At 34.6% G+C, this 26,141-nt stretch carries 22 protein-coding genes and 2 pseudogenes; 15 read left to right on the top strand and 9 right to left on the bottom strand.

Annotated elements, in window-relative coordinates; translation table 11 throughout:
• Window positions 1–152: 152 nt before the first annotated feature.
• The 5 genes from QLH32_RS00060 to QLH32_RS00080 all read left to right on the top strand — a co-directional run bounded on the left by QLH32_RS00060 (window position 153) and on the right by QLH32_RS00080 (window position 4,260).
• On the top strand, window positions 153–383 hold the full coding sequence (locus QLH32_RS00060; protein WP_005157513.1) for a helix-turn-helix transcriptional regulator: 231 nt from the start codon (window positions 153–155) through the stop codon (window positions 381–383).
• 168 nt (window positions 384–551) lie between these two features.
• Window positions 552–818, top strand: a complete 267-nt coding sequence (locus QLH32_RS00065; protein ID WP_283267467.1) for a hypothetical protein — start codon at window positions 552–554, stop codon at window positions 816–818.
• A gap of 18 nt (window positions 819–836) precedes the next feature.
• Entirely contained in the window at window positions 837–1,871 is a 1,035-nt protein-coding gene (locus QLH32_RS00070) for a DUF932 domain-containing protein (protein WP_244015348.1), read from the top strand.
• A 155-nt stretch (window positions 1,872–2,026) separates the two neighbouring features.
• Window positions 2,027–3,076: a YqaJ viral recombinase family nuclease gene (locus QLH32_RS00075; protein WP_283267468.1), complete on the top strand. Its 1,050-nt coding sequence runs from the start codon at window positions 2,027–2,029 to the stop codon at window positions 3,074–3,076.
• A 287-nt stretch (window positions 3,077–3,363) separates the two neighbouring features.
• Complete coding sequence (locus tag QLH32_RS00080; protein WP_283267470.1) at window positions 3,364–4,260, top strand: recombination directionality factor; 897 nt, start codon at window positions 3,364–3,366, stop codon at window positions 4,258–4,260.
• A gap of 52 nt (window positions 4,261–4,312) precedes the next feature.
• Here the strand turns inward: QLH32_RS00080 and QLH32_RS00085 are convergent, their stop codons facing one another.
• Complete coding sequence (locus tag QLH32_RS00085) at window positions 4,313–5,107, bottom strand: SDR family NAD(P)-dependent oxidoreductase (protein ID WP_283267471.1); 795 nt, start codon at window positions 5,105–5,107, stop codon at window positions 4,313–4,315.
• A 740-nt stretch (window positions 5,108–5,847) separates the two neighbouring features.
• Here QLH32_RS00085 and QLH32_RS00090 point away from each other — a divergent pair.
• On the top strand, window positions 5,848–6,717 hold the full coding sequence (locus QLH32_RS00090) for an IS982 family transposase (protein WP_283266581.1): 870 nt from the start codon (window positions 5,848–5,850) through the stop codon (window positions 6,715–6,717).
• Between the two features lie 268 nt (window positions 6,718–6,985).
• Here QLH32_RS00090 and QLH32_RS00095 read toward each other — a convergent pair whose 3' ends face one another.
• A complete protein-coding gene (locus tag QLH32_RS00095; RefSeq protein ID WP_283267473.1) occupies window positions 6,986–7,723 on the bottom strand; it encodes an alpha/beta fold hydrolase in 738 nt (245 codons plus the stop codon).
• Window positions 7,717–7,986: a hypothetical protein gene (locus QLH32_RS00100; protein WP_283267475.1), complete on the bottom strand. Its 270-nt coding sequence runs from the start codon at window positions 7,984–7,986 to the stop codon at window positions 7,717–7,719. The genes QLH32_RS00095 and QLH32_RS00100 overlap by 7 nt, the downstream gene beginning before the upstream one ends.
• A gap of 313 nt (window positions 7,987–8,299) precedes the next feature.
• Here QLH32_RS00100 and QLH32_RS00105 point away from each other — a divergent pair.
• The 3 genes and pseudogenes from QLH32_RS00105 to QLH32_RS19835 all read left to right on the top strand — a co-directional run.
• A pseudogene (locus QLH32_RS00105) lies at window positions 8,300–8,578 on the top strand (recombination directionality factor); the annotation flags it as partial.
• A 204-nt stretch (window positions 8,579–8,782) separates the two neighbouring features.
• A complete protein-coding gene (locus QLH32_RS00110) occupies window positions 8,783–9,466 on the top strand; it encodes a hypothetical protein (protein WP_283267476.1) in 684 nt (227 codons plus the stop codon).
• The gene (locus QLH32_RS19835; protein WP_432442320.1) at window positions 9,433–9,507 is read left to right on the top strand and encodes a hypothetical protein; all 75 of its coding nucleotides are present in this window, start codon (window positions 9,433–9,435) and stop codon (window positions 9,505–9,507) included. The genes QLH32_RS00110 and QLH32_RS19835 overlap by 34 nt, the downstream gene beginning before the upstream one ends.
• Before the next feature lie 268 nt (window positions 9,508–9,775).
• Here QLH32_RS19835 and QLH32_RS00115 read toward each other — a convergent pair whose 3' ends face one another.
• The 4 genes from QLH32_RS00115 to QLH32_RS00130 are packed head-to-tail and all read right to left on the bottom strand — an operon-like array spanning window position 9,776 to window position 10,928.
• The gene (locus QLH32_RS00115) at window positions 9,776–10,282 is read right to left on the bottom strand and encodes a DUF7738 domain-containing protein (protein WP_283267477.1); all 507 of its coding nucleotides are present in this window, start codon (window positions 10,280–10,282) and stop codon (window positions 9,776–9,778) included.
• Between the two features lie 29 nt (window positions 10,283–10,311).
• Entirely contained in the window at window positions 10,312–10,536 is a 225-nt protein-coding gene (locus QLH32_RS00120) for a hypothetical protein (RefSeq protein ID WP_283267478.1), read from the bottom strand.
• On the bottom strand, window positions 10,536–10,667 hold the full coding sequence (locus QLH32_RS00125) for a hypothetical protein (RefSeq protein ID WP_004677576.1): 132 nt from the start codon (window positions 10,665–10,667) through the stop codon (window positions 10,536–10,538). The genes QLH32_RS00120 and QLH32_RS00125 overlap by 1 nt, the downstream gene beginning before the upstream one ends.
• 3 nt (window positions 10,668–10,670) lie before the next feature.
• Window positions 10,671–10,928 (bottom strand): hypothetical protein, encoded by a 258-nt coding sequence (locus QLH32_RS00130; protein ID WP_283267479.1) that lies wholly within the window; start codon window positions 10,926–10,928, stop codon window positions 10,671–10,673.
• 756 nt (window positions 10,929–11,684) lie between these two features.
• Between QLH32_RS00130 and QLH32_RS00135 the strand changes: the two genes are divergently transcribed.
• The 5 genes from QLH32_RS00135 (at window position 11,685) to QLH32_RS00155 (ending at window position 23,427) form a co-directional block, all read left to right on the top strand.
• Window positions 11,685–16,670 (top strand): AAA domain-containing protein, encoded by a 4,986-nt coding sequence (locus QLH32_RS00135; protein WP_283267480.1) that lies wholly within the window; start codon window positions 11,685–11,687, stop codon window positions 16,668–16,670.
• Between the two features lie 4 nt (window positions 16,671–16,674).
• Window positions 16,675–18,039, top strand: coding sequence for a hypothetical protein (locus QLH32_RS00140; RefSeq protein WP_283267482.1), 1,365 nt, complete (start codon window positions 16,675–16,677; stop codon window positions 18,037–18,039).
• A 490-nt stretch (window positions 18,040–18,529) separates the two neighbouring features.
• Window positions 18,530–19,735 (top strand): AAA family ATPase, encoded by a 1,206-nt coding sequence (locus tag QLH32_RS00145; protein ID WP_283267484.1) that lies wholly within the window; start codon window positions 18,530–18,532, stop codon window positions 19,733–19,735.
• An 11-nt stretch (window positions 19,736–19,746) separates the two neighbouring features.
• The gene (locus QLH32_RS00150) at window positions 19,747–20,271 is read left to right on the top strand and encodes a hypothetical protein (RefSeq protein WP_283267486.1); all 525 of its coding nucleotides are present in this window, start codon (window positions 19,747–19,749) and stop codon (window positions 20,269–20,271) included.
• 291 nt (window positions 20,272–20,562) lie between these two features.
• Window positions 20,563–23,427: a DEAD/DEAH box helicase gene (locus QLH32_RS00155; RefSeq protein WP_283267488.1), complete on the top strand. Its 2,865-nt coding sequence runs from the start codon at window positions 20,563–20,565 to the stop codon at window positions 23,425–23,427.
• Here the strand turns inward: QLH32_RS00155 and QLH32_RS00160 are convergent.
• Both QLH32_RS00160 and QLH32_RS00165 read right to left on the bottom strand, forming a co-directional pair.
• Entirely contained in the window at window positions 23,408–24,277 is an 870-nt protein-coding gene (locus tag QLH32_RS00160) for an IS982 family transposase (RefSeq protein ID WP_283266581.1), read from the bottom strand. The two genes, QLH32_RS00155 and QLH32_RS00160, sit on opposite strands and share 20 nt — an antisense overlap.
• A 369-nt stretch (window positions 24,278–24,646) precedes the next feature.
• Window positions 24,647–24,844, bottom strand: a pseudogene (locus QLH32_RS00165) (tyrosine-type recombinase/integrase); the annotation flags it as partial.
• A 284-nt stretch (window positions 24,845–25,128) separates the two neighbouring features.
• On the opposite strand from QLH32_RS00165, the gene QLH32_RS00170 reads away from it, so the two are divergent.
• Window positions 25,129–26,127, top strand: a complete 999-nt coding sequence (locus QLH32_RS00170; protein WP_283267490.1) for a hypothetical protein — start codon at window positions 25,129–25,131, stop codon at window positions 26,125–26,127.
• The last annotated feature ends 14 nt before the right edge of the window (window positions 26,128–26,141 follow it).

A 26,141-nucleotide genomic window follows, 5' to 3' on the forward strand; every position in this document is an offset into this window, starting at 1 on the left:
AAACATGAATGTTTATTTCATATATTCATTTTTTGGCTTGAGTCATGTGGGGATGTTGGGTCAATTCATCTCATGGGTTGCAGTAAAAAAATACGGTATGCCGATTTGTATTGAGGAAGACCCCTCTCAACTACATTACTGGGAGTACCCACATGACCAATCTCGTTGAATACCAATATCGTATCCTGAACATCAAAGCAGTGATTGAGATTACTGCACTGAGTCGTTCAACCATCTATGAAATGATCAATCCGAAATCGAACTATTACGATGCCAATTTTCCCAAGCCGATTCATTTAACCCAGAATCGGGTTGGCTGGGTATCGCAGGAAATCTATGATTGGCTTGAATCAAAAATCGCCCAACGATCAGAGGCACACTGATCCACCCTGATACGGCTACATGGTTGAATCGCAACGAACTGGCATGATCCCAAAAAATCACAGATATACATCATTAACATGAAGATTGAATGTTTTCTTTTTCCCTTACATTCAAAAACATAGGCTTGCCGATTGGTAAGCCTTTTTTCATTTAATGAGGATTATCCTATGAATATTACATGCCCATATTGCTATTCAGCCAATGTTAGCCGTGCAACTACACAGCCATCAGGCAATAACAGTTTTTCTTCAATGGCAGGTGCAGGAATTGGTGCAAGCCTTGCCAAAAGTTTGCCTACACCATTTTCACCATTACTGGGTGGGCTAGCTGGTGCAGTGGTGGGTGGCTTGATTGATAGTTTGGTTCAACCATCCCAACCACAGCAGCCTACCGCTTATTTCCATTGCAACAATTGCCAGCACAATTTCAACTAGGGACAGGAGGAAATCATCATGGCACATCAACTTGAACAAATGGCGTATGTCGGTGAAACTCCGTGGCATGGTCTGGGTAATCAACTCAGTCCACATCAACCGATTGAAGTCTGGGCACAGCAGGCAGGCATGGATTGGCGTATTGAATCATCCAATGTCAGTTACATGGCAAAGAATGATCGGGGACAAAGCATCATCCTGCCGTATGAGGAACAACGTGTCTTATACCGTTCTGATACCCATGCACCTTTATCGGTGGTCAGCCAACGCTTTCAGGAAGTTCAACCCAAAGAAATCCTTGAATTCTATCGTGATCTGACCGAGCAATCAGGCTTTGAACTGGAAACCGCAGGGGTACTCAAAGGTGGTAAAAAGTTCTGGGCTTTGGCACGTACAGGACAAAGTACAGCGCTCAAGGGAAAGGATGTCAGCAATGGCTATATTCTTCTCGCTACAGCCTGTGATGGTACGCTTGCCACAACGGCACAATTTACTTCAATCCGTGTGGTGTGTAACAACACTTTGGCAATCGCCTTACGCAATGGCAGTACCAGTGCAGGGGTGGTGAAAGTTCCACACAGTACCCGATTTGATGCGGAAAAGGTCAAACAGCAACTGGGTATTTCCGTTCGTGCATGGGATGAGCATATGTATGAAATGAAACAACTGAGTCAGCGTAAAGTCACCCAACAGGAAGCGGCTGCTTACTTTGATGCGGTGTTTAATAATACCAGTCTAAGCATTGCTGAACAGGATGACAGCATTATCCAGTTCTACCGCAATGTGGCAAATGAAGCCAATGCAACCAATAAAACTGAACCGAATGGACGAGCCATGTCGAAAGTCATGGATATGTTTAATGGTCAGGGACGGGGTGCAGAACTCAGTTCAGCCCAAGGTACAGCCTATGGCTTGCTGTGTAGCATCACAGAGTTTGTCGATCACGAACGTCGAGCCATGAGTACCGATCACCGACTGGATTCAGCATGGTTTGGTACAGGTGCAGCCATGAAACAGCGAGGTCTGGAACAGGCACTCAGAATGGTGGTCTAACTTTGGTTGGATTTGAGCTAATCAAATTAGCCTAAGGAATATACCCATTGCTTAAATCCTATATTTCCCTCTACCCAAAACTCCCTTTTGCCACATCGCCCTGATGTGGCTTTTTTTATGCCGCAATTTTAATTTTTACAGACATGGAGTATCTCATGAACCATATCGTTGAACCACAAAGCAGTAAATCCATACCACATTTACCGTTAGCTAAACCTAATCCCAGTCGTGCCAAACGGCTTGCTAAAACCAAAGGTATGAGCCGTGAACAATGGCTACAAGTCAGAAAACAGGGGATTGGTAGTAGTGATGCCGCAGCAGCCTGTGGGCTTAATCCGAACATGAGCATGCTGGAACTATGGATGATTAAAACAGGACGGATGCAGAACCAACCAGATCAACCAACTCAAAACAGTTATTCACCCTTATATTGGGGCAATCAGCTTGAACCCCTGATTGCCAATTATTACCAGCACAAGACAGGTCATAAGGTACGTAAGGTCAATGCGGTGTTACAGCATCCTGATCCTGACAAGCACTTTATGTTGGCCAATCTGGACTATGCCGTTGTGGGCTGTGATGAAGTACAGATATTGGAATGTAAATCTGTCGGTGAATGGGGAACCAAACTGTGGCGTGATGGTGTGCCTTTATACGTGATTATTCAGGTACAGCACCAACTGGCAGTCACAGGCAAACAGGCAGCACATATCTGTGCCTTGATCTGTGGACATGAAGCCAAGATTTTTAAGGTGGAACGCAATGAAATTGTGATCAATCGAATCATAGCTTCTGAACGGATATTCTGGAACTGTGTAGAAAATGACACGCCACCGAGTGTTGATGCCAGTGAATCGGCAGCCAAAGCCTTGCAACTACTTTACCCACAACACATCCCTTTACAGACCGTTGATTTTTCTACACTAGAGGGTGTCGATCAACTGTTTACCGACCTACTGCATGAGGAAAAACAACTGGCACAGCACCAGACCAAATATGACTATCTCAAGCATCGGATTCAGGCATTAATGAAAGATGCCGAGAAAGCCATATTCACTCAAGGCACTGTGACATGGAAGAAGTCGAAAGACAGTGTGGTACTGGATCAAAAAGCATTGTTACAGGCACAGCCTGAACTACTGCAACAGTACCCACAACCCCGACAAGGCAGCAGACGATTTAATGTTTATCCTGCAACAACCTAAATCACCTGACTAAACCGTTTTAGACCTATTTCCATCACACACCACATCAACCCATTTTATTTCCCTAAATTTAAAATTTGTGCAAAGCCACCCCGTTTGCCCTTTCTCCAGTGATGAAGAAAGGGCGGTGGAGCAGCTTTGCATGAAACACTTGAACATCGCACTACAGTTTCTCCCATGACCGAATATTCAACAGGTTTTTTTATTTCATCAATTTTGAGGTGAGGGAGCGGTGCATTCAATGGATTTGGGGAATCCGTAAATAAATGCAATAAAGGATAATCACCATGATTAAAGGTTTAGCAATTACCCCACCTGTATTGGGGCGTATCAGTATTGGCAAGATCGTTGAAAAGAATGGCAAGCGTCTGCCTGAAAAGGATGACCAGTTTACCATCACTAGCCAAATCCAGACTAAGGATGGTTGGGTGAAACATCCACTGGATGAGCAGCTTCGGGCAAAGGCACAAAACCAAAAATTGAGAACCATTCCAGTGCGGATGATTTTTAATGAACCTGAACTGAATCTGAGAGCAGAATATAGCTTGTTTGACCGCCAGACTGGGCGACCAGTGTGTACAGGCAATGGTGAAACCTGTCAGCGTCTTGGACAGAACGGCATTGAACAACATCCATGCCCATCACCTGATTTATGCCCACTCGCACAAGGTGGGCTGTGTAAACCTTATGGCAGATTGTATGTCAATCTGGATGAATCGGATGAGTTTGGCACATTCATTTTTAGAACCACAGGTTTTAACAGTATTCGGACGCTGGCAGCACGGCTGAGTTACTACTATGCGGCATCGGGTAACTTATTGTCCTGTTTACCATTACAGCTTACTTTACGAGGGAAAAGCACCACACAAAGCTATCGTACTCCAATCTACTACGTGGACTTAACTTTACGTGATGGCGTGAATTTACAGGATGCGATTACCTCAGCTAAGCAGATAGATGAACAAAGCAAGGCAGTAGGATTTTATCAGGAGGCACTGGACTTTGTGGCAAGACAAGGCTATGGCAATGCCAGCTTTGAGGTGGGTGGTGATGAGGGAATGGATATTGTGGAGGAGTTTTATACAGAGGAAGCGAAATCTGAGCAACATCAGCAAAGGCATGATTTAACTCATGTTCAGGATATCCAGAAAGGCTTGCAGCAGTCAGTGCAGGCATTAAATTAAATATAGTTGGAGGCTACAAGCCTCCAACTATATTCATATTACTCTTTTTTTTCTATAAGTTTTGTTGCTTAATTCCTTTTCTACGCCAAGTGTTCATTTGTGTCGCTGCAACAGATGGAAACGAGTTTGCAAGTTTAGCCAAAATACCACGCATTTGTGGAAGTATAATTTCTAAAGTTTTTTTTACCAAAGCGACATTTACAATCGCATCTACTACTTCATCAACCGTTAATGCACGACGACCTGAAAAGGTTAATGCAGCTTGTACTTTATCTTTCTGCTGATCTAATATTGGAGTCTGCACGGCATCTGGACAAATTGCAGTGACAGATATCCCTAATTCAGCCAACTCCATTCCTGCTGCTATTGAGTAACTACGCACTGCAAATTTACTGGCGCTATATAAAGATAATCCTGGCACAGGCGATAAAGCTGCTAGAGATACAATATTTATAATATGTCCGCTACCTTGGGCTTTCATCGTTTGTAGAACAGATTGAGTACCCAATATTGTACCTTTAAGATTAATATCAAAGTGTAAATCGACTTCTTGTGGCGAGCTATCAATAACCCAATTTTCTTTTAAGACACCCGCCACATTGCATAAAACATCAAGTTTGTTCCATTTCATTAGAACTTGATTGATAGTTTTTTGCCAATTATCGAAATCACGAACATCTAACTTCTGTATTAATATCTGCTTGGAACTATAACTTTTATACAAATTGCGTAAGCTTTCAAAATTAATATCGCAGACGCATACTTGATGCCCATTTTGTAAAAGACGATGGCTTAAAGCTAGCCCAATCCCTGAAGCTGCACCTGTAATAGGAAATACCGTACTCATTTGATCATCCTTTTTTATTATCTTTTCGGAAGAGTTAAGTGACCAAACTCTAAACTACAGGACATTCATATTGTGATGCGAAGACTGCGAGTGAACATGCAGCACTTGCTGCACATAGTAGCGGTGAAATAGGATGTAGTATTATTCGTCCAGGGGATGTGTACGGACCAGGTTCGAGACCTTGTGTCACTATCCCGCTTTCACTTATTAAAAAAAAATCAATTTATTTTACCTGCAAAAGGTCAGGGGATTTTTAGCCCTGTATATATCGATAATTTATTGGATGGTATTTTTGGAGTAGCGACACAGTCTCATACATCAGGGCAAATTTATAATATTACTGATGGGATAGATGTGAGCTGTTTGGATTTCTTTAGCCATCATTGGCGGTGGGCAGGAAAAAAAGAAAACCAGTTTTATTGGAAACGGGCTTAGCTAAAAGATTAACCAAAAGCAGTGAATGGCTATTATCAAATATACTGAAACAAAACACAGAAATTAGTAGCAGTTCTCTTGCGATGTTAACGATAAACAGCGGCTATTCAATTGATAAAATTCGAACTCAGGTGGGTTATGAACCCAAAATTAATCTTGTTGAGGGAATGCTTTTAACTGAAAAATGGTTACGAGATACTAAATTATTATTTATAACCTGAATCACGGATAAGCCATAGACTTGAAAAAGAGAAGGACTAGAGCCATCAGTTAGTTACCACACAAAACTTACGACTCTAGTCCTTATGTTCGATAGTACCCAATTATTCTGTATAATTGATGATTTCTTTCTAAAATTTGAATCAGTTTACTGGAAATTCTTAAAGCAAAATCTTAAATGCCTAAGAATTCGCCCTGCACAGCTCAGTATTTCTGAAATTGTCTTTATTGCAATTTGGTATAAACATTCACATTTCAATAACTTTAAAGCATTCTTTACGGCACTGAGACATAACTATCTTCATTTATTCAAAAGCCTGCCTTGTTACCAACGTATGATTTACCTGATCAATACTCATCAACTGGCTTTACATGCCTTACATTTCGCCCTGATGAAAGATCAGCAAAGTTCTTATTTATGGATCGATTCAACGACATTGGCTGTCTGTAAAAATCAGCGAATAAAAAGACATAAATCGCTAGCAGCAATTGCAACTCGTGGTAAAAGTTCTATGGGTTGGTTCTTTGGTTGTAAGTTGCATGTACTTATGAATCAGTCAGGTGAAATACTCAGCACAGCTTTATCAAATGGGCATACAGCAGATATAAAAATGGTTGAACAGTTAGTCAAAGGAATGACTGCTAAATTGTATGCTGATCGTGGCTATATTAGTCATGAATTAAAGAGTAAATTAAGAGTACAAGATATTGATTTAATTACCTATCACCGAAAGAACATGAAATCTATACAGTTATCAAAAGCAGATGAATACCATCTGAAACAACGCAATAAAATAGAAACTTTATTCAGTTTGCTGAAGGGGGCGTACAATCTAGTGACGACTAGAGCGAGAAGTGTTGCAGGCTATTTAGCTGGTATTTATGCATCTTTATGTGCTTATCAAATATGTCATCAAAACAAGCCGATGATTCGTATTATGGAAATATCGGCTTAAACAAGATTCGGGTTATTTATAATAATGATTTAATATGAGTTGTTAAATATAGTTTCAATAAGGGCTTTTAAATTAACTGAAGTATATGACCATAACACTTTAAGCAAAGTGACACCTCAACCGCGTTTTCCCAACGTGGTTTTTTTATGCTCGAAATTTATTTATAAATTTATGGTTACTCATTGCTCTTTAATTGTTCATTTCATGCAGCTGAATTCTACCTTAAAGGTTTGGCAAAGTTATTCATATCTGATCATCAGAATGGATGTTATAAAGTATTAATGAATCTTTTATAATGCTTTGCTGCTATCTTAGGACATTCAAGCATTGGCATATGGCCAGTATTAGGTAATTTCACTGAATGGGCATGTGGAATAATCTCAACAAAATGCTCTAACATATCTACATCAAGTAATTTGTCTTCTTCACCCCAAATTACAAGTGTTGACATCTTAAAGGCATCTTTACTTTTCTCTGCGCAATTAAACTCAGTTATTTCCTGAATTACTTGTAAAGATAATTTAAACAAGCGCTCTCGTCGATCAGCTAACTGCTTAGCAAGCATTAATCTTACAGAATAGGGCATCCATTGCTGCTTTGATGCAGCTAATGATAATAAGTCATTAAATTCTGAAACTGAATTTACAATAAATGGATTTTTAGCTCCATGAAATGCTGCTTCCAATACACTGTGAGTTCTTGGTTTTAAACCCGCAGAATTTAAAAGTCCTAAGCTAGCTATTCGATGAGACCATTTGTGAGCCATGAAAATACTTATAAAACCTCCCATTGAATTTCCAAGTACGTGAACTTGATTTATACCTAAATGATCCAATAACTCGATCATTCGTCGAGCTTGTCTCTCCACACTGTAATCAGCATTTGATAAATAGCCAGTCTGACCATGTGCAGGTAAATCAGGAATGATGACATGATAGTCCTTAGCAAGATAACGCGCGAATCGCACCCAATGTGATTTATCCGCACTTAATCCATGAATTAACAATATTGATCCCTTTGATTTCTTATTTTTTTATTACTTAACCAATGTACTTGGAAGCCATCAATTTGATGATGGTGAAGTTTAAATCCATATAGCCGACTTTCATTATATAAGGTTTGTCGATACAAAAGCTTACCAGCAAATATCTGTAAAGGTTCGAATCTACCTGTTGAACGCCAAGGAGTTGATACTCCCCATCGTTGATATAATTCTTTAACATCAATAATGGGCTGATTCAAAACAGTTTCTAATTCATTTTTACTCATCGTTTTGTTGCCTCCAATTTATTTTGACTAAATTAATTACTTCTCGTGTATGTAGTTAAATAACCAAATTATGATTTGAATATGTAACATATAGGAAATATGGTTTTGAATTAATTCAATAAGATAGCTTGCTACAAAAAATCCTATCTCAAGTTATTAAAGTGATTAAATAAAGTCAATGGCAATTTGAATCACTAAACTTGCTAATATGACCATTATTAAATTCATGTTTGGTTATTAGTAAAATCAAAATATCACGGCAAGTTATCAAACGCTGCTTTACTAGCGGGATTCAACATTATGTTGTTAGACTAACTTGCAAGAAGCAATTGTCTGCGCAAAACAGATAGATGAATAAAGCAAGGCAGCAGGCTTTTATCAGGAGGCACTGGACTTTGTGGCACGGCAGGGCTATGGCAATGCCAGCTTTGAGGTGGGTGGCGATGAGGGGCTGGATATTGTGGAGGAGTTTTATAATGACCAGCAAAATGCGGTTGATGCACCGCCTGAATCAGTATCTGTTCATCAGGTGATGGAAGATGCCGCAGGCATAAAACTGGGGCTTAGACAAATTGTGCGGGCTGTAAATTAGATCGAGTTATTGAAAAATGAGGGAATCCAATGCCCTTATTTTTTTGTCCTAAGTGCATCTAAAATAAAGCTGGTGGTTTTTCCTACCTCAGTGGTGGCCACGATAGAGGTATTCCTAAAGCTCGCGTCGGGTGTCAGGCGACCTCCAGCACCATCTATAGAAAGCCCTTGGTGTCCTGCCGAGAAAAGTTTGCTGGTTTACCGTATGAGTCACCCATTGGCAGGGCAGATTATTGATGCCTGTAAAGCCCAGCAGTTGCCCGTATCGCACTTGGTATTTGATTACCAGACCTCGCCCAAAAAAATCAGTATTCTTGAGCCACTGCTGGGGCAATCGGGTTGGTTGTTGGCAACCTCACTCACCGTATCCAGTTTTGAGGCCGAAGACCATGTGCTATTTGCCCTCGTGACCGATCATGGGACGCTGTTAGAGCCTGAGCTGAGTGCTGAGGTAGGTTCACGGCTGTTTTCCCTGCCCGCAATGGCACAGCCATTGCAAAGTGCAGCTTTCAATCATACGCTACAGACGCAATTGCACACGGCCATTGCCGCGCAACGCGCCCGTTTGGTCAATCATACCAGTGAGCGTAACGGCGTATTTTTTGATCAGGAGTTAGAAAAGCTCGATCATTGGGGCGAAGACCGCCGAAGTTCGCTCAAAATCAATCTCAAGGATCTGGATGATCAGATTAAAGAGTTGAAAAAACAGGCTCGCAGTGCGCCAAACTTGCCCGAAAAGCTCAAGTTGGAAAAAGTGCGGAAGAAATGTGAGTCTGAGCGCGACCAAGCGTGGCGCGAATATGATCAGGCCGCCAAAGAGATTGAGCAAGCCAAAGACCTAGCGAAAAGGAAAAAATCCAGTGTGGGCAGGCGCATTTTGATGCGCTAGGCGTGGATTTTGAAGTTGTAATAGATGCAACAAGCATTTAATCATTTTTACTAGATGAAATAGAGGTCGAAGCCAATGCAAATATTTATCGGCCTAAGCAGCAAGTCAAGGCACTCAAAAGATCAGAGCGTGATCAATACATCGTTAAGTATATTTCTACTATTTTTAAATAGTTGTTGAAAAATATACTATGTTAACAATGCGGTCCTGATAATAGCTGTTAAATAGGTATTATTTCCTACTGATCGTGACAGGTGATTGATTCTGCTTACCTGAATGATCAGATAGGAAATATATGGATACTCTTGATCAGTAATTACAGCCCTGATTATATTCAGCATCTTCATAGGTGAATGTAATGCTGTAGACAGGATCAGTTTTTCCCTCGGCTTCAAAGACTGCATTATATTCACCCTCTGCTCCAATTCGAGTCGAGAAAGTATATTGGTCTGCATAGCGCAGTTCCTGAATATCAGTACAGCCACGTTTGAGCTTTGCTTTCACATTATTAAATGTGTCTTTTTTGAGTTGAATGCGTTTGTCATTAACTACAGCAACCAAACTGGATGTATTGCCTGTGGTCATGGCACTCAGTTTTTGCAAACCGTACTGGTTATAGGCTGCATAAACTTGAGTGCTACCCAATTTCCATTCATTGTATCCCTTGCCATTGGAAGAGGGTTTACCTAGCTTTTGGGTTAAAGTGCTACGTGTATCTTCCATCGTAATCTTCTTACCATTAATGAGCATGTGGTCAATGGCAAAGGCAGAGCTTGTAGATGCGGTGAGTAAAGCAGTGATGATTAATTTTTTCATGAGTCTTTCCTTGAATATAAATGGTTGAATTATTTGGAACGCAATACCAGTGCACCAATAATGGCCAGTATTAAAACGCCACCAATAAATTTACCTACGGATGGGAACATCACCGCAGGCCAGACGATTCCCCGACCAATGTGATAGGCGAATGACTTGTAGCTGTATTGACCCCAGAAGTTCTGGTAAACCGTAAAAAAGAAGCCAATAATAAAATAGCCACCGATTACCCACGCCTTAATGTTTTCTTTCATTATTTATCTCCCCCTGTTGCAAAGTTCACCAGTAGCATGAACAGCCCCAGTAAAATCATAAATCCAATAAAGGGTAAGCCCAGAAACGCAATAGCAATGATGACAACGATAATTCCTGCAATTGCTCGCATGGCTTACTCCTGCATACATTGCATGCCATACCGTACAATCTCATCCTGAAATTCGGCTGTTTGGCTAATGATGTAAAATTTCTCTTCCAGTCGATCTGCGCCATATTTATCTTCAATTTTTTCATAGACACATTCACAGGTAGAGCTATCAGCACCACCCATTTTGCAGCCCTTAACGAATTCACGTTCAGATTTGCTGGCACAGCCTGATATCGCCCCAGTAAGGAAGAGGATAGATAGGATTGTTAAATAAGTTTTCATGATGACCCCCGTCATTTAATTTTTTGAAATCATTCTTGTTGTTATATTCAGCGTGAGCTAAGCCATAGAAAAACAGGCAAAAGTAACCCTTGATACGCTTGGGTATCCTAGAAATATTCAGGCTGAATAATTCAACAATTAAGCCGAAGGAAATGGCTGAATCGAAATGAAATGTCTTGGGGGCAAGAGTGGGGGTGAGAATAGATTTGTCATGATTGACTCCTTTTGTATTAAAGAGAGCCTTACCAATATACTGTCAAATAATGGTGGCAAGACTAGAAGGGTTGACAGACTGATACAAAAGGAAATCAGCGCACGCAAGCGTGCCCCTCCTAGCCTCACCATAAAGGTGTGACTTAGGAGAACGCACAAAACCATAATTGCGTTGTTGTGCGGCCTTTTGTAACGGTCTGTCAAAACCGACTGACCATGAGGGTCAGCAGGGAAAGGATAATTGGGAGATGGGGGTTAGTCAATTGAAAAAATAGAATTAATTCTTGAAAAAGATAGGCATGTGATGTGTAATATTTGGGTTTATAAGTAAAATTTTTAAAGAAAGTTCAAAAAATTCATAGTTATAGGTTATGATTGATCAAATTCTTGAAACTCTTAAATATGGCTTTTTTAATGAATGGCCTTACGATTTGAATATTGTTATTATCACCTTAAAGCTAATAAATGTATTGGTTGTTATAATTTTTTAAGTTGAAATAATCAATAGAATATTAATTTTTATATAATTTTCTGGTGGGTTTTATGGATGTTAAATTTTGGCAGGGTGGCTTACAACCTTATGAAATTACTGCAATTCAAAGATTACAAAAGGTTTTTCAACAAACAACTGTGAATCAAAAACAGAACCCAAAATTTAAGTCATACACAGAATCAAATATTTTTCCTTGGAAAGGTTATGCTGGTTTTAGGTTTAGTGATACAAGTAGAGATGGTGAATTTGATTTAATCATTATTACACATAAAATCATCGTAATAGTAGAACTCAAACATTGGTATGGCAAGATTACCCAATGCGATGGGACATGGTATCAAAATGGTGAAGATAGAGGACGAAGTGCTGTTGTTAATACGCAAGAAAAAGTTTATCTATTGATGAAAAAATTGGAAAAAGTGAAAGATATTTTTCTGAATAAAAAAGTACCTTTTATTCAATTTAAAGTGGTTTTTACGGCTCAATGTGATTTTAGTGAATTACCTGAAGATGAAAAAAATCATGTAATACATATAGATGACTTTGTAAAAGTTACCAATTCTAATGTGTTTAATAAAGTTTTTTCACAAGAACCATGGAGAAAAGCAGGTTTAAATAATTGTATTCCTGAATTTGATAAATTCATGAATAAAGGAAATATTAAACCTAAAGAACACATAGTTGATGGTTATATTGCAAGAGATGAAATATTTAGACATCCAACAGAAATATATCGAGAGTATGAAGCAGAAAGTAGGTATAACAAAGATGATAAGGCTCTATTACGAAATTGGGATTTCTCGAAGTTAGAAGCAAAAGATAATGCTTTATTAAATCCCGAGGGACGATATAAAATTATCTCACGAGAAAAGGATGTTATTGTTCATCTGAAATCATTAAATGAATCATTAAGTGAAAATTGTTTAGGTGCCATGAGTAATCCTGACCCTAAATCTATTATGCAGCAATATGCGCAACTTTTTGTTTTGCCAATGGGGTATTCTCGTCTTAATGAATTTATTAATAGATATATTGTAAGTTATGAATTAGAAGATAGAGTAAATTTTGTTAAAATACTTTTTAAACAATTTTCTGATCTTCATAATTTACAAGTAGCTCATAGGGATATAGGTGATCATAGTATTTGGTTTTCACCTCAGTTAAAAATACGTTTATCTAACTTTATTGCAGCTTATTATCAACCTAAAGGAACAGTAGGGAAATTAAGAGATAATTTAAGTATTTCGGCAATTCAGTTGCCAAAAGATCTAAACAAAAAACTTCAAGGTACACCTTTCACACGGGATGTTTTTGCATTGGGTGTTGTTGGATGGCATATCTTAAATGGTCAATCTTTACCACTTTTCCTAACTCTAGAATATATAAAAAATATTCGATCCAAATTAGCTGAATATCATAATTGGTATGATGGGGTTTTAGAAAAGTGTTTAAGTGATAATCCTCAAGATAGGTTTAATACAGCATCACAGCTTCTAGATAGATTAAATGATACAGTACCAAAGTCAGAAATAAATTTTGAATTTGATCAAGTTCGATTAAATGTTTATCGTCATGATAAAATTGTTGATAGAGTATATCCTTGGGTAAGGGATTTATTACCATCTAAAAAACATAAGGAGATTTATTTATCATCTGAAAATTTATGTGTAAAAACATGGGTAGTTGATAATTTGTATGACTTAAATCAGTCTTATAGGTTATATCAGTTTTTTGAAAAAATTCAATTGTTAAAAGATTTGGACTATAATTTTATACCTAAAATTGAAGATTTTGGGCTAGATAAACGTAATACACCATTTTTAGTACAAAGATTTATTGAGGCAGAAACATGGGATAAGATAAATCTTCTTTCTTTTGAAGATGCCATTAAGTTATCTATAAGCTTATTTCAGATACTTCAAAATTTACATGAGCAAAATATTTTTCATGGTGATTTGCATCCAGAAAATATTTTAATTATGAAGAGTGATAGAATAGAAGACTATGAGATATATTTGCTTGATATCGTAGATATAGATGCCTCAGGAACAGAGAGTTTTAACCATAAGTATAGTCCATTATTTGATAATCCAACACTCAATCAACGAGATAATTATGCAGCACTTAGGTTAAGTTTTGATTTGCTTGGGTATGATGTTAATAATATAAATTCAATTAAAAATGATGTTATTAAAAAAGCTTTTAATATAGAAAATTTAAGTGAAAGTAAATATATTTCTTTAGATAGAATACAAGATAGTTACAAGGGTATCTTGTCACCTGTGCAAGATATAAAAGTTATTAATATTGGTTTTCCAGATTTTTTAAATCTTAGTAATTATGAAATTTTTCCTGATAATGGTAAAATATATTTGGATATAAATTATAATAAAGATATTTTTGTAAGTTTTTATGGTATAGGTGGAAGTTTTAGTTGTATTTATGATGAAAGTACAAAGAAACTATTGAAAACTCAAAATATTAGACAGCAAGAATATGTTAATAATAGGATTGTGAGAGATGCTGTTTTAGAACTAGATAATATTTCATTTAAATTAATAAAACAAAAATATTCAAATTTAGATGACTTGAATTTATATTTGCATGAAAGTGAGGATTTTTTAAATTTAATTAAACAGTTTGTTAATAGTATTAAAGAAGATAATTCTTTTAAGGAAGTGGAGGAAACATCTATTTATACTATAAATGATGTAGAAATTTCTATAAATGAAGAAATAAGTATTATTGAAAGTAGTGAAAAAAATAATTTAGCACAAAATAATTTTTATAAAAAATATTCCATATCAAAAATATGGAAGTCAATATTGGATACAGAACTAGAGGCTTTGCCTATACTTGAGTTAAGTGATGATAAAGTCATAAAAGATGGTAATTTGCATAAATTGAAGTATATTTCAGAAACAGCTTTATTAGAAAATTTTGGGAATGATGATGATGTTAGATTTGGAATAATTGTAGGTGATAGGTTTACTTCCTTAGGTAAAGTAAATTTACAAAGGAGCACAGCAGAAATTCTTGTATTGGAGTATTTCAATGAGACCAACAAAAATAGAATAAAGTTAGACCAAGAGTATACATTACAAAGTAAAAAGAATAAGTCATCATTTATTCGTAGAAAAAATGCAATGGATAGAATTTTAGAGGGACAGTCAGTTATCTCTAATCTTTTAGATTACTTTGATAGAGGATGCAATTTAAAACCAACTTACTATAATATTAATGTTACAGAAGAAGATTTTAAAGTTTATGAAAATGAATCAAGAGGTTATGGATTAAATGATGCACAAAAAGAAGCTTTTTGTAAGCTTTTAAATTATGGTCCAATTGGATTTTTACAAGGGCCACCAGGGACAGGTAAGACAGAGTTTATAGGTGCATTTACACATTTTCTAATTTCAAAACTTGGTGTTAAGAATATCTTACTGACTAGTCAATCACATGAAGCAGTGAATACTGCATCAGAGCGTATTCGTGAATTATGTCGTAAAAATAATATTGATTTGGATATGGTAAGGTTTAGTAATAGGGAGCAGGTTGTTTCAGATAGTTTGTTAGATGTGTATTCAGGAACTTTACTGACAAAGCAATATCAAACATTTGAAGCTGAATATAAAAATCGTATTATTCAGCTCTCTGCATCTATTGGTGTATCAAAAGAATTTTTAAAAGATCTTGTATATCTAGATCAAACACTTGCTTTATTTATTAAAAAATTACGCAGAATAAATAAGGATTTGCAAGATCAAAATAATAATGATTTAAGAAAAGAGTTGGTTAAACAGAAAAAAGATTTATCTGATATTATTGATGATGAATGTAAAAAATACGAATTGGTATTTAATATACATTTATTTGATAATATTATTCAACAAGCACAATATTATTTAGCGAATAAGCATGGTGTAAATCCTCATCAATTAAAGAAATCAGTTTCTATCATCGAAATATCCAATGATTTTACACCAAGATTAAGTAGTAGTTATTCAAATTTTGATGAATTTCTAATGCGTTCTCGCACAGTTGTATGTGGTACTTGTGTTGGTTTGGGGTTGAATCATATAGGTTTATCAAATAATCGATTCGATTGGGTGATTATTGATGAGGCTGCACGTTCATCGCCAACAGAACTTGCTATTGCTATGCAGGTAGGTAAACGAGTATTACTGGTTGGCGATCATCATCAATTACCACCAACATATCAAGAAGAACATTTGCAAGCGATTGCTCGAAGTTTAGGAGTTTTCCATAAATCATCTGAATTTGAGCAAATTATGCAAAGCGATTTTGAACGTGGTTATACAAGTCCTTATGGTGAGCAAGTTCATGCCATGTTATCAACACAATATAGGATGCAAGCCCCTATTGGTAATTTAGTGTCAGATGTTTTTTATCCCAAAAAACTTTTCACAGGTAAAAGGGAAACTCCTGATTATTTTGACTATATTCCTGACAAAATTAAATCTATTGTAACATGGGTAGATACTAGTAAAAAGAAACAGAATATGGAATTAGAAAAGATTGGTAATAAGTTTTCTAATGCTTGTGAAGCACAAGAAGTCATCAATCTTTTAAAAAATATTAGCGAAAATGAAACCTTTATACAATCATTGTTAGATGAATATGAAAGGGATTCTGTCCCTTTAATTGGTATTATTTGCATGTATGCTGAGCAAAAAAAATTAATTTTGCAGAAATTTAATGCTTTAAACTGGTCTGAAGATCTAAAAAAATTAGTAAAAATTGATACTGTTGATAGTTATCAAGGGAAAGAGAATAGGATTATTATTGTTTCTTTAGTTAGATCAAATGAAGAAAATAAGGTTGGTTTTTTATTTAAACCAAATCGGATTAATGTTGCTTTATCCCGTGCTAAAGATCGTTTAGTAATTATTGGGAATAAAACAATGTGGGAAAATGAAAAAAATATAAATTTACCCCTTGGACAGGTATTAAGATATATTAAAAATCCTCAAAATAATAAATCTGAATATAGCATCATTACTGTTGAGGGATAGAATTATGTCAAATCATCAAACAATCCAATTTTTTGAATTAAATATCAATATTCCTGCACAGGAGTTTAGAATTGAATATACATTAATAGAAAATGCAGGACTTCCATTTGTTCCAGAGTTTATTTTACGATTATTAAATGTTTGTCCTTTTTATCCAAAAGATTTAGCACAATATTTTAATTTTAGTAAAAAAGACTTAAAAGTCGCAATAGAACCTCTTATGGAGGCAGGCTTTATAGAGACAGATTCAAATAATATGTTTATTTTGACAACTAAAGGAAAAGGTTTATTTATTGATACACAGGATAGCCCAAACTCTAAAAATAAAATCGAATATAGAAAAAATTATATTTTTGATTTAATAAACTTTATGTGTCATGGTAGTCGAGCTACTATGCATAAAATGAATCAAAGTATAGTATTAGATGTGGGGTTAGAAGCTCGTTCAAAATCTATAGAAAAAGCCAAGTCATCTTTCCAAAGAGATTATCGAGATAAAATATATCAACAATGGGATAGTAGTGATAAACAACAAGATAGTGATACAAAGCCAGAATTATATAAAATTTCTGACATAGAGAAAAGACGGGATATTTATCTTGGTATTACAGAGCAAGTTGTAGTAGATATATCTAATAATCATATTTACTTTAAGAAATCAGAAGATGATATCTTGGGGAAATTAATTGATTCATCTAATTATTTAGAAAAAAGAGATATGAAACTTGGTGATATTGTAAAAATAAATAATCAAGTTGAAATTGTAAAATTTGCTACTGATATACAAGATGATGGAGTTGTTGAATTTGTAGAAAATAATCTGAATTTTAATAAATTTATTAATAAAGATAATTATTTCTTGGGTTCTCTAGTATTAAAAGATAATTGGAAAAATTTTTATAATAGATTATTGAAAGTTATAGGATCTAAGAAAGAGGTTGAGTTAAATTGGATTTTTCCATCAAATCATGATCTTTGGTTGAAATCTGACAGTTTTTATAATTCTTTAAATGATTTGATGAATTTATTAAAGCAAGATAAAAAATTATCTATAAATTTTTTTATTCCTATTGCTAATAAAAATCATCATAGGACTAAAGATAATTTTACTAAAATTTTTCAAGATTATTCTTTAGAAAAAGATATAAAATTCTTTATAGAATCTGATGAAATGAAATCATTTGAATGTATTATTGTTGATAGTAATCTTTGTATTGGTACTTACCATATCACAGACCCGAATAAATTTTTGATTCCTATTCCTGTTTCATTTTTAAAAGAAAATGAAAATTCTATTAATATAATAAACAGGAAAATTTTTGGTATTTTTAATCAGATAATAGAAGATAGCCAAAGATTGTTAAACTAGAAGACTTTATGTGAAAATTAAATATTTTCAGTTCAATAATTGCAGCAGGAAAATATTGAAATAGCTATTTATGTAAGGTCAGGAGTATATTTTTAATGATTCGTTATCCGACTGGAAACTTACTGGATGCCCCAGTAGAAGCATTGGTGAATACTGTAAATACAGTATGATGTGTGCTGGCAATGGTGGATTAAACTGGCAAGATGTAAAACCAAAAATAGAATTTGCTTTGTCAGATTTACAGGATGTGGAAATTCTAATTTTTGAACCAATTTTTACAGTCTGAGAGATGCTCAGTGGTTCTGAAAAATTACGTCCAAAAATCTCTTATCTATAAATAGTTAGTCCCGAATGATCACTTTAGTCCGCTTCAATGCCTGTAAATGTTTTGTAGGAGATAAGTTGATCAACTCTAACATAAGGTAGTAAAGCATGGAGAGTATGCTATATTAATAAACAATCAACAAAATTTTGTTTGAAAGGCGTTTCTATGCTGCTTTACATCCGTTTTAATAACTTCTACTCATTTGCAGAACAGGCAGAGTTATCTTTCAAAGTGGGAAAACAAGCAGCTCCCTCCTTGTATGACATTCATCTAAAAACAGCTCAGGATGAGTTACGTTTAAATAAAGTGGCGGCAGTTCTAGGAGCGAATGGGTCTGGTAAAACACAATTATTAAAAGTTATTCCATTTATAAGCTGGTTTATTGTTAGTTCTGCACGGACTCTAAGTGCAGATGACGAAATTTACTTTGAGGCATTTACAACAAAAGAAAACCAATCCTCTAATTTTGAAGTTGGTTTTACTCTAAAAAATGAACAAGGTATTGATGAAGAATTTCGTTATGAAGTTACGATGACTTCTAAAGTCGTACAGCGTGAAGCCTTATATCAGAAAACAAGCCGTAGTTTTAGTTATATTTTTGAACGAACTCATCAAGATGAGCTAAAAAATTATAAGCATCGGTCTTTCCTTGCTCCAGCGTTGGCTGATGACGTGAACGATAATGTCTCATTACTTGCTTATGCTTTTTTACTAGACAATCCAATTGCGGTTCGTATTATTCAATTTTTCAGTCAAATGACATTTAATCTACATACGGCTGGTCGTAGAGAGAGTTCCGATACTGACCTTTATAGAATGGCTGAATTATTTTCAAAGCGTGCATCCTTAAAGCAGCAGGCTGAACAAATTTTATGTCAGTTTGATACGGGAATTTCCAAGATTAATTTTGCACCTGTCATCATGGTAGATGAGAATAAAAAACAGAAAGAAGTCTTAATGCCAATGGGTGTGCATCAACATGACGGTGAGTCTTTAGAGTTCTTATTTACTGATGAATCCAATGGTACACGTTCAGCTTTTATTTTATTAGGTATGATTTTACCAGTATTAGAAAGTGGAGGAATGGCAATCATTGATGAAATTGACAATGATCTACATCCACATCTTTTACCACATTTAATTGATCTATTTAAATTTGAGCATACCAATCCACACCAAGCACAACTTATATTTAGTTGCCATACTCCTGAAGTCCTGAATATTCTAAAGAAACATCAAATTTATTTAGTGCAGAAAGAGAATCAGGAATCGGAAGCATGGCGTTTAGATGAGGTAGTTGGTGTACGAGCAGATGATAATCTATATGCGAAGTACATGGCTGGTGCATTTGATGCTGTTCCAAATGTGTGAGGTTGTCGATCATGGCTAAAACTCGTCACATTAAAAAAACCACACTCATCATTGTTGCAGAGGGGGCACACGATAAAGCCTTTTTAGACCACATGAAAAGTCTTTATGACCATCGGGATTCTGGTCAAAAAGTTACGATTAATTCAGCAGATGGTGGTTCACCTCATGATGTAATTAAGACAGCAATTAAAAAGACCAGCCATGCCGCCTACGATCAAAAATACATTTTTATGGATAGTGATGTTGCTATAAAGCAGCAAGATTTAAGTTTGGCAAAGAAAAATAATATTATTGTTTTACTATCCGAACCTTTATGTTTAGAAGGTATGCTGCTTGATATTTTAGGGCAAAGAATTCCTGAAAATTCAGAATTATGTAAAAGAGCTTTACACCCTCAGTTGGCAGGACAGCCAACTGAGGCTAGGAGCTATATTGTACTTTTTCCACAGTCTGTTCTTGATGTTACTACAAAACAGGCGATTGTTGATTTAAGGACTCTTCTTATCAATCAAGTAAAGAAAATTAAAAAAGCATGAGGGTAAAATAATCAATGAGAGTATATTCAGTATAGTTTGGCTAAATTGTAGACGTTTATTCATCGAGTAAAAATTTGTTGAATGAGACTTACAAATATTAGTTTATTGTTCTTATGTGTCATTACTATAAGCCTTGAAATTAGGAAGATTGTTAAAGTATTGCAGAAGCTGGAGACTTAAAATGATAGAGATATATAATTGTAACAATATAATTTTATCAGTACTAACCCTTGTTTTTGAAAATACTGCCATCATTTCAGAATGAAATTTAATAAATTTAATAGGTCATATATGGGTTTAGTTAGAGTTGATGCTGTAAGCAATAAGTCAAAAGAAGAGATAATTTCATCGTGGAAATCAACACTAGCTATTCATGAAACAGACCTAAGGCTACCCCAAAAGTCGGCACTTTTTAAATGTTTAGACTATGATCTAAATGATGAAGAAAAGCCAGTCATAATTAATATGCCTACAGGGACAGGAAAGACGGGAGTTATTGCATCATTACTATTTAAAACAATCTTCAAGAGGACACTAATCGTTGTTCCATCAGATTCTCTGCGAAAACAAATAGGTGATGATCTAGTTGATCTGAAAAAATATATTGATTGGAAAGTTATTCCAGAAAACAGTGAGCAACCTATTATTTCAAGACTAGAACCACAAGATATTGATAGAATTTCTGAGCATGACTTAAAAAAACAATTTATTGTAGTTGCAACATCACAAATTTTTAATTCATTTCAAGATGAAAAATTAGAAGTTTTTCTAAACCAATTTGATAGATTGATTTTTGATGAGGCTCATCATAGTGAAGCTCCAACATGGAAAAAACTTCGTAATAATTTTATTCAAAGAAAGAAAAAAATATTTCAATTTACTGCAACTCCTTATAGAGGAGATGGTAAAAAATTAGAAGGAAAACTCATATATCAATATTCAATTGCAAAAGCTTTTGGTGAAGGAATATTTGAGAAAATTCAATTTGAAGCGGTAAGTGAATATTATGATGATAAATCTGATGAAGTTGTTGCAAGGAGAGCCTTAGAAGTATTGCAAAAAGATAGCTTAGCAGGGTTGGAACATGTTCTGATGGTAAAGACTTCTACTATTAAACATGCCAGAGAGTTAAAAAAAATATATACATCATTATTAAAAGAATACTTTCCTAAAAAAATGGAAGTCTTATTAGCAACTAGCCGTGATGGGATAGATGAAGAGGACAAGGATAAGTTAAAGAAAGGAAAAACAAAAATAGTAGTGTGTGTTGATATGTTTGGAGAGGGTTATGATTTACCTAATCTAAAAATATTAGCTTTACATAAAAAATGTAAAAGCTTACCAATATTTATGCAATTAGTTGGTCGTTTCACAAGGGTCAATAATACAAAAAAATTGGGTCAGGCAACAATCATTTCGAATGTTGTTGCAGATGATATTTGTGAACAGTTTCAAGAGCTTTATCAGGCTGATGCAGATTGGAATTTATTAATTGGAAATTTAAGTAAAGAAAAAATGGTTGAGGAGTTTTTTAGCTCTTCTATTGATGGTGAGTATAATCATGAGCTTATAAGAAAGTTGTTTTCATCAAATTCATTCTATATTAAAAATAGTGCTACAATTTATAAAGAAATTGATGTTGATATTAATGATATTTTCGAAAAAAACAATCTTAAAAAATTTTTCAATAAGTTATCTGATAAATATATTTCTGCAATTTTTAAGGATGAAAATTTAGGAATTATATTGTCAAGAAAGAAAGTAACCCCAATGTGGGTATCTAGTGATGAGCTACAATTCGATTTGTACGATATATTCATATTTTTGAAAAAAGATGCTGACTTATTTATTCATGGTAGTAATAAGGATTTAGTCCAGAATTTAGCAAAAGAGTTGGGTTTTGTTAATTATGGTTTTCCTGATTTATTTAGAATATTTTATAATTTAGAGCGTTCCGCTTTTGCGAATTTAGGTATGTTATCAACATCTAGAAATATAAGATTTAGAATGTTTACTGGTACAGATGTCTATAAAGAATTAACACAACAAGATTTAAATAATAATGCGCTATCAAACTTATTTGGTCATGGTTACATAGATGGTAAGAAAGCTAGTTTAGGATGCTCGAGAAAAGGTATTACATGGTCAATGTCTAGTGCTAATATATATCAATGGGTCAAATGGTGTGAATCTTTATCTGAAAAAATTCATAATGAAAAGATTCCTCTTAATTCATTTATTAATAATATGCTTGAACCATTTAGTGTTGATGATTTGGCTAACTTTAATATTCTTGCCATTTCACCAGTAGATTTAATATCTAAGGCTGTTAATTTGATTCGGATTAGAGGGGAGTTGGGGTTAAAGGTATTAAGCTTTAGTTTTTATGAAATTGTAAATATTAAGCAAGATAAAGAAAAAATAAATTTTTCTATAAAAATTTATTTTGAGGATGATTATTTTTGTACATTTGATTATTTGTATGATTTAGCTGTTGGATTTACTTTGATTTCTGAGAGTTATAATGGAATAAAGTTAAATTGTGAGGTGGATTTTATAAAAGAGTTACCTTTAAAACTTGGACTTGTTGCTTGGACTTCAAGTTTTGAGGTAATTAGTCTAAATGAAAAAACAGGTTATAAGACTAAATATTCTTATACATTAGTTAAAGATAAAGTAACAGAATTGGATTGGACTGGGGTCGAAACAAATAAAGAAAGTTGGAATTTTGGAAAAGTTAGTAATTCTGTTCAAGGAAAAATTATTGATTTAGTTCAATCTCAAGAGAATAAACCCAATATCTTGTTTTATGATGACGGTAGTAATGAACTAGCTGATTTAATAGGTTTTTGGGTTGATGAAGAGCAGAAAAAAGTATGTATGCGTTTATATCATTGTAAATATGCTATTGGTGAAAAATCTTCAATTGGAGCTGTGAATGAATTGGTTCAACAAACTCTTTCGACTTGTGACAAATTGTCTGATGCAATAAAAGCATTAAAACAATTAAAAATTAGAGAGAATAATACTTATAAAAAAACAAAAAAATCTAGATTCATATTAGGTGAAATGCCTGATTTAGATGCTCTCATTAAAAAGTATAGAACTTATGATATTACTATAACCCGAATCTTGTTTAAGCCGATATTTCCATAATACGAATCATCGGCTTGTTTTGATGACATATTTGATAAGCACATAAAGATGCATAAATACCAGCTAAATAGCCTGCAACACTTCTCGCTCTAGTCGTCACTAGATTGTACGCCCCCTTCAGCAAACTGAATAAAGTTTCTATTTTATTGCGTTGTTTCAGATGGTATTCATCTGCTTTTGATAACTGTATAGATTTCATGTTCTTTCGGTGATAGGTAATTAAATCAATATCTTGTACTCTTAATTTACTCTTTAATTCATGACTAATATAGCCACGATCAGCATACAATTTAGCAGTCATTCCTTTGACTAACTGTTCAACCATTTTTATATCTGCTGTATGCCCATTTGATAAAGCTGTGCTGAGTATTTCACCTGACTGATTCATAAGTACATGCAACTTACAACCAAAGAACCAACCCATAGAACTTTTACCACGAGTTGCAATTGCTGCTAGCGATTTATGTCTTTTTATTCGCTGATTTTTACAGACAGCCAATGTCGTTGAATCGATCCATAAATAAGAACTTTGCTGATCTTTCATCAGGGCGAAATGTAAGGCATGTAAAGCCAGTTGATGAGTATTGATCAGGTAAATCATACGTTGGTAACAAGGCAGGCTTTTGAATAAATGAAGATAGTTATGTCTCAGTGCCGTAAAGAATGCTTTAAAGTTATTGAAATGTGAATGTTTATACCAAATTGCAATAAAGACAATTTCAGAAATACTGAGCTGTGCAGGGCGAATTCTTAGGCATTTAAGATTTTGCTTTAAGAATTTCCAGTAAACTGATTCAAATTTTAGAAAGAAATCATCAATTATACAGAATAATTGGGTACTATCGAACATAAGGACTAGAGTCGTAAGTTTTGTGTGGTAACTAACTGATGGCTCTAGTCCTTCTCTTTTTCAAGTCTATGGCTTATCCGTGATTCAGGTTACTATAGAAATGGTATTAGTTCAGCCAAGTCTAGACTACTCTGCACTTAATTCTCGGGTCGAATCTGTATTGGGTCAGTTAGCATGTATTATAAAGCAAACTTTACATGCTGAAACTTATTATATTATTAAGTGATTTTCATACCCCATCAAATTTGATGGGGTATCTTATAATAAATAGGAACTCCAAACTTAACTCTAAACATCATTTTACTTTTCTAGTCGCCACTTTTTATATCACAGAAAATATTAAAATGAATTGTAGATACAATGTTTTGGTCAATCCTCCATTAGACTTTTCCTTTTTTCCAGATAAGCCCCTTGTAAATAAGCAGCTTCAACTTCATCAGGTAGCTTATGTACCAACACATGCTCACAGACTTTTCTAGGGTAATAAGTTTTATCAGTAGACCAGTCATGGAGTGTGGAACAGAAATTATGTGTAACCACGCAATTTTGTTTTGGATCAATATCGCCTGAGAGGTATTGTAGGTGCTGTGATAGGAACAGTGCTGAATAGCCTTTTCGATTCACCTCAACCTATACCAGTACTGATCAGTTGTCTTTCTGTCAGAGTCGGTAGTGAAGTTTACTGTAAATAATTAAGCATAAAAAGCTGATTATAACTAGTTAGTCTTTTACGCGTCATTTCATGGCGTACTCTAGTTGACTATATTGAGTTAACTTTATAGTTTTAATTGATTAGTATAATTTTTAGTAGAAAGTATATGACAAGAGGCCTCTATAATTCGATACAGGAAATGCCTGAGTATAATGATGCTGAGAAAAGTTGGCACATTACAATAGACTCATCATACTTTCTTTGGTACGACTTGATTATTGATCCGCCATTTGATGAAGCTAAAAATGAGCTTAAAGAAATACTGAATAATTTTAAAGAGTATGTTGAATGCACTAATGAAAAAAGATTTATCTATTTTGTCACTTCACGAAAGAAAGTTCGTTTCGATGTAAAAAAGCAACCGAAATTTTCATTCTTCGATAGACGAAAGTTAACTATTTATTTATTAATAGGAAATAAAGATAAAACGAAAATTGAAATTTATTTCCCAAATGAAATTCCAACTAACATAACTGTAGATGAAAAGTTTATTTATTTTTACAGTGAAGTTTTTGAATCTTTAGCTTATCCCATTCATTATTTCCTAAGAGAGTTTGGGATCAATTTGGGGATTGCAAGTGAAGTACATTATGTTGGTATAACTGAAGATCCTGTAGAGCGAGCATTGGGCTTGAAACACAGAGGCTTGACAGAGATACTTTATAAAGTACCTACATCAGAAAATGATATTTTTTTAACAGTTAATACATTCAAAGTTGGATCATTTACTAAAATTGAAGAGAGAAACATAGATATAATATCAACTAACTCAATGATTTATGACATCCCTTTAGACAAGGAAGGTTTAGTTATTGAAAAAGCATTAATTTATTATTTCAATTCTAAAGTTCAAGAGGTTGATAAGAAAGCTTGGGGTGAGTTTCGAAATCTTCTGGCAATGATGAAAAAGAAGAAAAATATTAGTTCAGTATCCTTTCATTTGGAAATTAACGACCCAAATGAATATGACATAATGGGCTCTAAAGATGTTGAAGCAAATGTATCCCATTCATTTTTATGGAAATTAGGAGAGATAGAACCTGAATTAAAGAAATTTAATTCAGAAATAGATCTTTTGGAGTATACGAAAGTTTTTAACAGAGATTTGGGTTCTATTTATATAGATGATATTGAGTGACTTCTCTCCAAAAG

Source organism: Acinetobacter corruptisaponis, assembly GCF_030053775.1.
Classification (GTDB): domain Bacteria; phylum Pseudomonadota; class Gammaproteobacteria; order Pseudomonadales; family Moraxellaceae; genus Acinetobacter; species Acinetobacter corruptisaponis.

Excerpts from the sequence above, each read along its gene's own strand:
- QLH32_RS00125 (WP_004677576.1), bottom strand. The coding sequence starts at position 10,667 with ATGCGAGCAATTGCAGGAATTATCGTTGTCATCATTGCTATTGCGTTT.
- QLH32_RS00145 (WP_283267484.1), top strand. The coding sequence starts at position 18,530 with ATGCTGCTTTACATCCGTTTTAATAACTTCTACTCATTTGCAGAACAG.
- QLH32_RS00115 (WP_283267477.1), bottom strand. The coding sequence starts at position 10,282 with ATGAAAAAATTAATCATCACTGCTTTACTCACCGCATCTACAAGCTCT.
- QLH32_RS00135 (WP_283267480.1), top strand. The coding sequence starts at position 11,685 with ATGGATGTTAAATTTTGGCAGGGTGGCTTACAACCTTATGAAATTACT.
- QLH32_RS00070 (WP_244015348.1), top strand. The coding sequence starts at position 837 with ATGGCACATCAACTTGAACAAATGGCGTATGTCGGTGAAACTCCGTGG.
- QLH32_RS00060 (WP_005157513.1), top strand. The coding sequence starts at position 153 with ATGACCAATCTCGTTGAATACCAATATCGTATCCTGAACATCAAAGCA.
- QLH32_RS00065 (WP_283267467.1), top strand. The coding sequence starts at position 552 with ATGAATATTACATGCCCATATTGCTATTCAGCCAATGTTAGCCGTGCA.
- QLH32_RS00130 (WP_283267479.1), bottom strand. The coding sequence starts at position 10,928 with ATGAAAACTTATTTAACAATCCTATCTATCCTCTTCCTTACTGGGGCG.
- QLH32_RS00080 (WP_283267470.1), top strand. The coding sequence starts at position 3,364 with ATGATTAAAGGTTTAGCAATTACCCCACCTGTATTGGGGCGTATCAGT.
- QLH32_RS00085 (WP_283267471.1), bottom strand. The coding sequence starts at position 5,107 with ATGAGTACGGTATTTCCTATTACAGGTGCAGCTTCAGGGATTGGGCTA.
- QLH32_RS00120 (WP_283267478.1), bottom strand. The coding sequence starts at position 10,536 with ATGAAAGAAAACATTAAGGCGTGGGTAATCGGTGGCTATTTTATTATT.
- QLH32_RS00170 (WP_283267490.1), top strand. The coding sequence starts at position 25,129 with ATGCCTGAGTATAATGATGCTGAGAAAAGTTGGCACATTACAATAGAC.
- QLH32_RS00150 (WP_283267486.1), top strand. The coding sequence starts at position 19,747 with ATGGCTAAAACTCGTCACATTAAAAAAACCACACTCATCATTGTTGCA.
- QLH32_RS00100 (WP_283267475.1), bottom strand. The coding sequence starts at position 7,986 with ATGAGTAAAAATGAATTAGAAACTGTTTTGAATCAGCCCATTATTGAT.
- QLH32_RS00155 (WP_283267488.1), top strand. The coding sequence starts at position 20,563 with ATGGGTTTAGTTAGAGTTGATGCTGTAAGCAATAAGTCAAAAGAAGAG.
- QLH32_RS00090 (WP_283266581.1), top strand. The coding sequence starts at position 5,848 with ATGTTCGATAGTACCCAATTATTCTGTATAATTGATGATTTCTTTCTA.
- QLH32_RS00140 (WP_283267482.1), top strand. The coding sequence starts at position 16,675 with ATGTCAAATCATCAAACAATCCAATTTTTTGAATTAAATATCAATATT.
- QLH32_RS00075 (WP_283267468.1), top strand. The coding sequence starts at position 2,027 with ATGAACCATATCGTTGAACCACAAAGCAGTAAATCCATACCACATTTA.
- QLH32_RS00110 (WP_283267476.1), top strand. The coding sequence starts at position 8,783 with ATGAGTCACCCATTGGCAGGGCAGATTATTGATGCCTGTAAAGCCCAG.
- QLH32_RS00160 (WP_283266581.1), bottom strand. The coding sequence starts at position 24,277 with ATGTTCGATAGTACCCAATTATTCTGTATAATTGATGATTTCTTTCTA.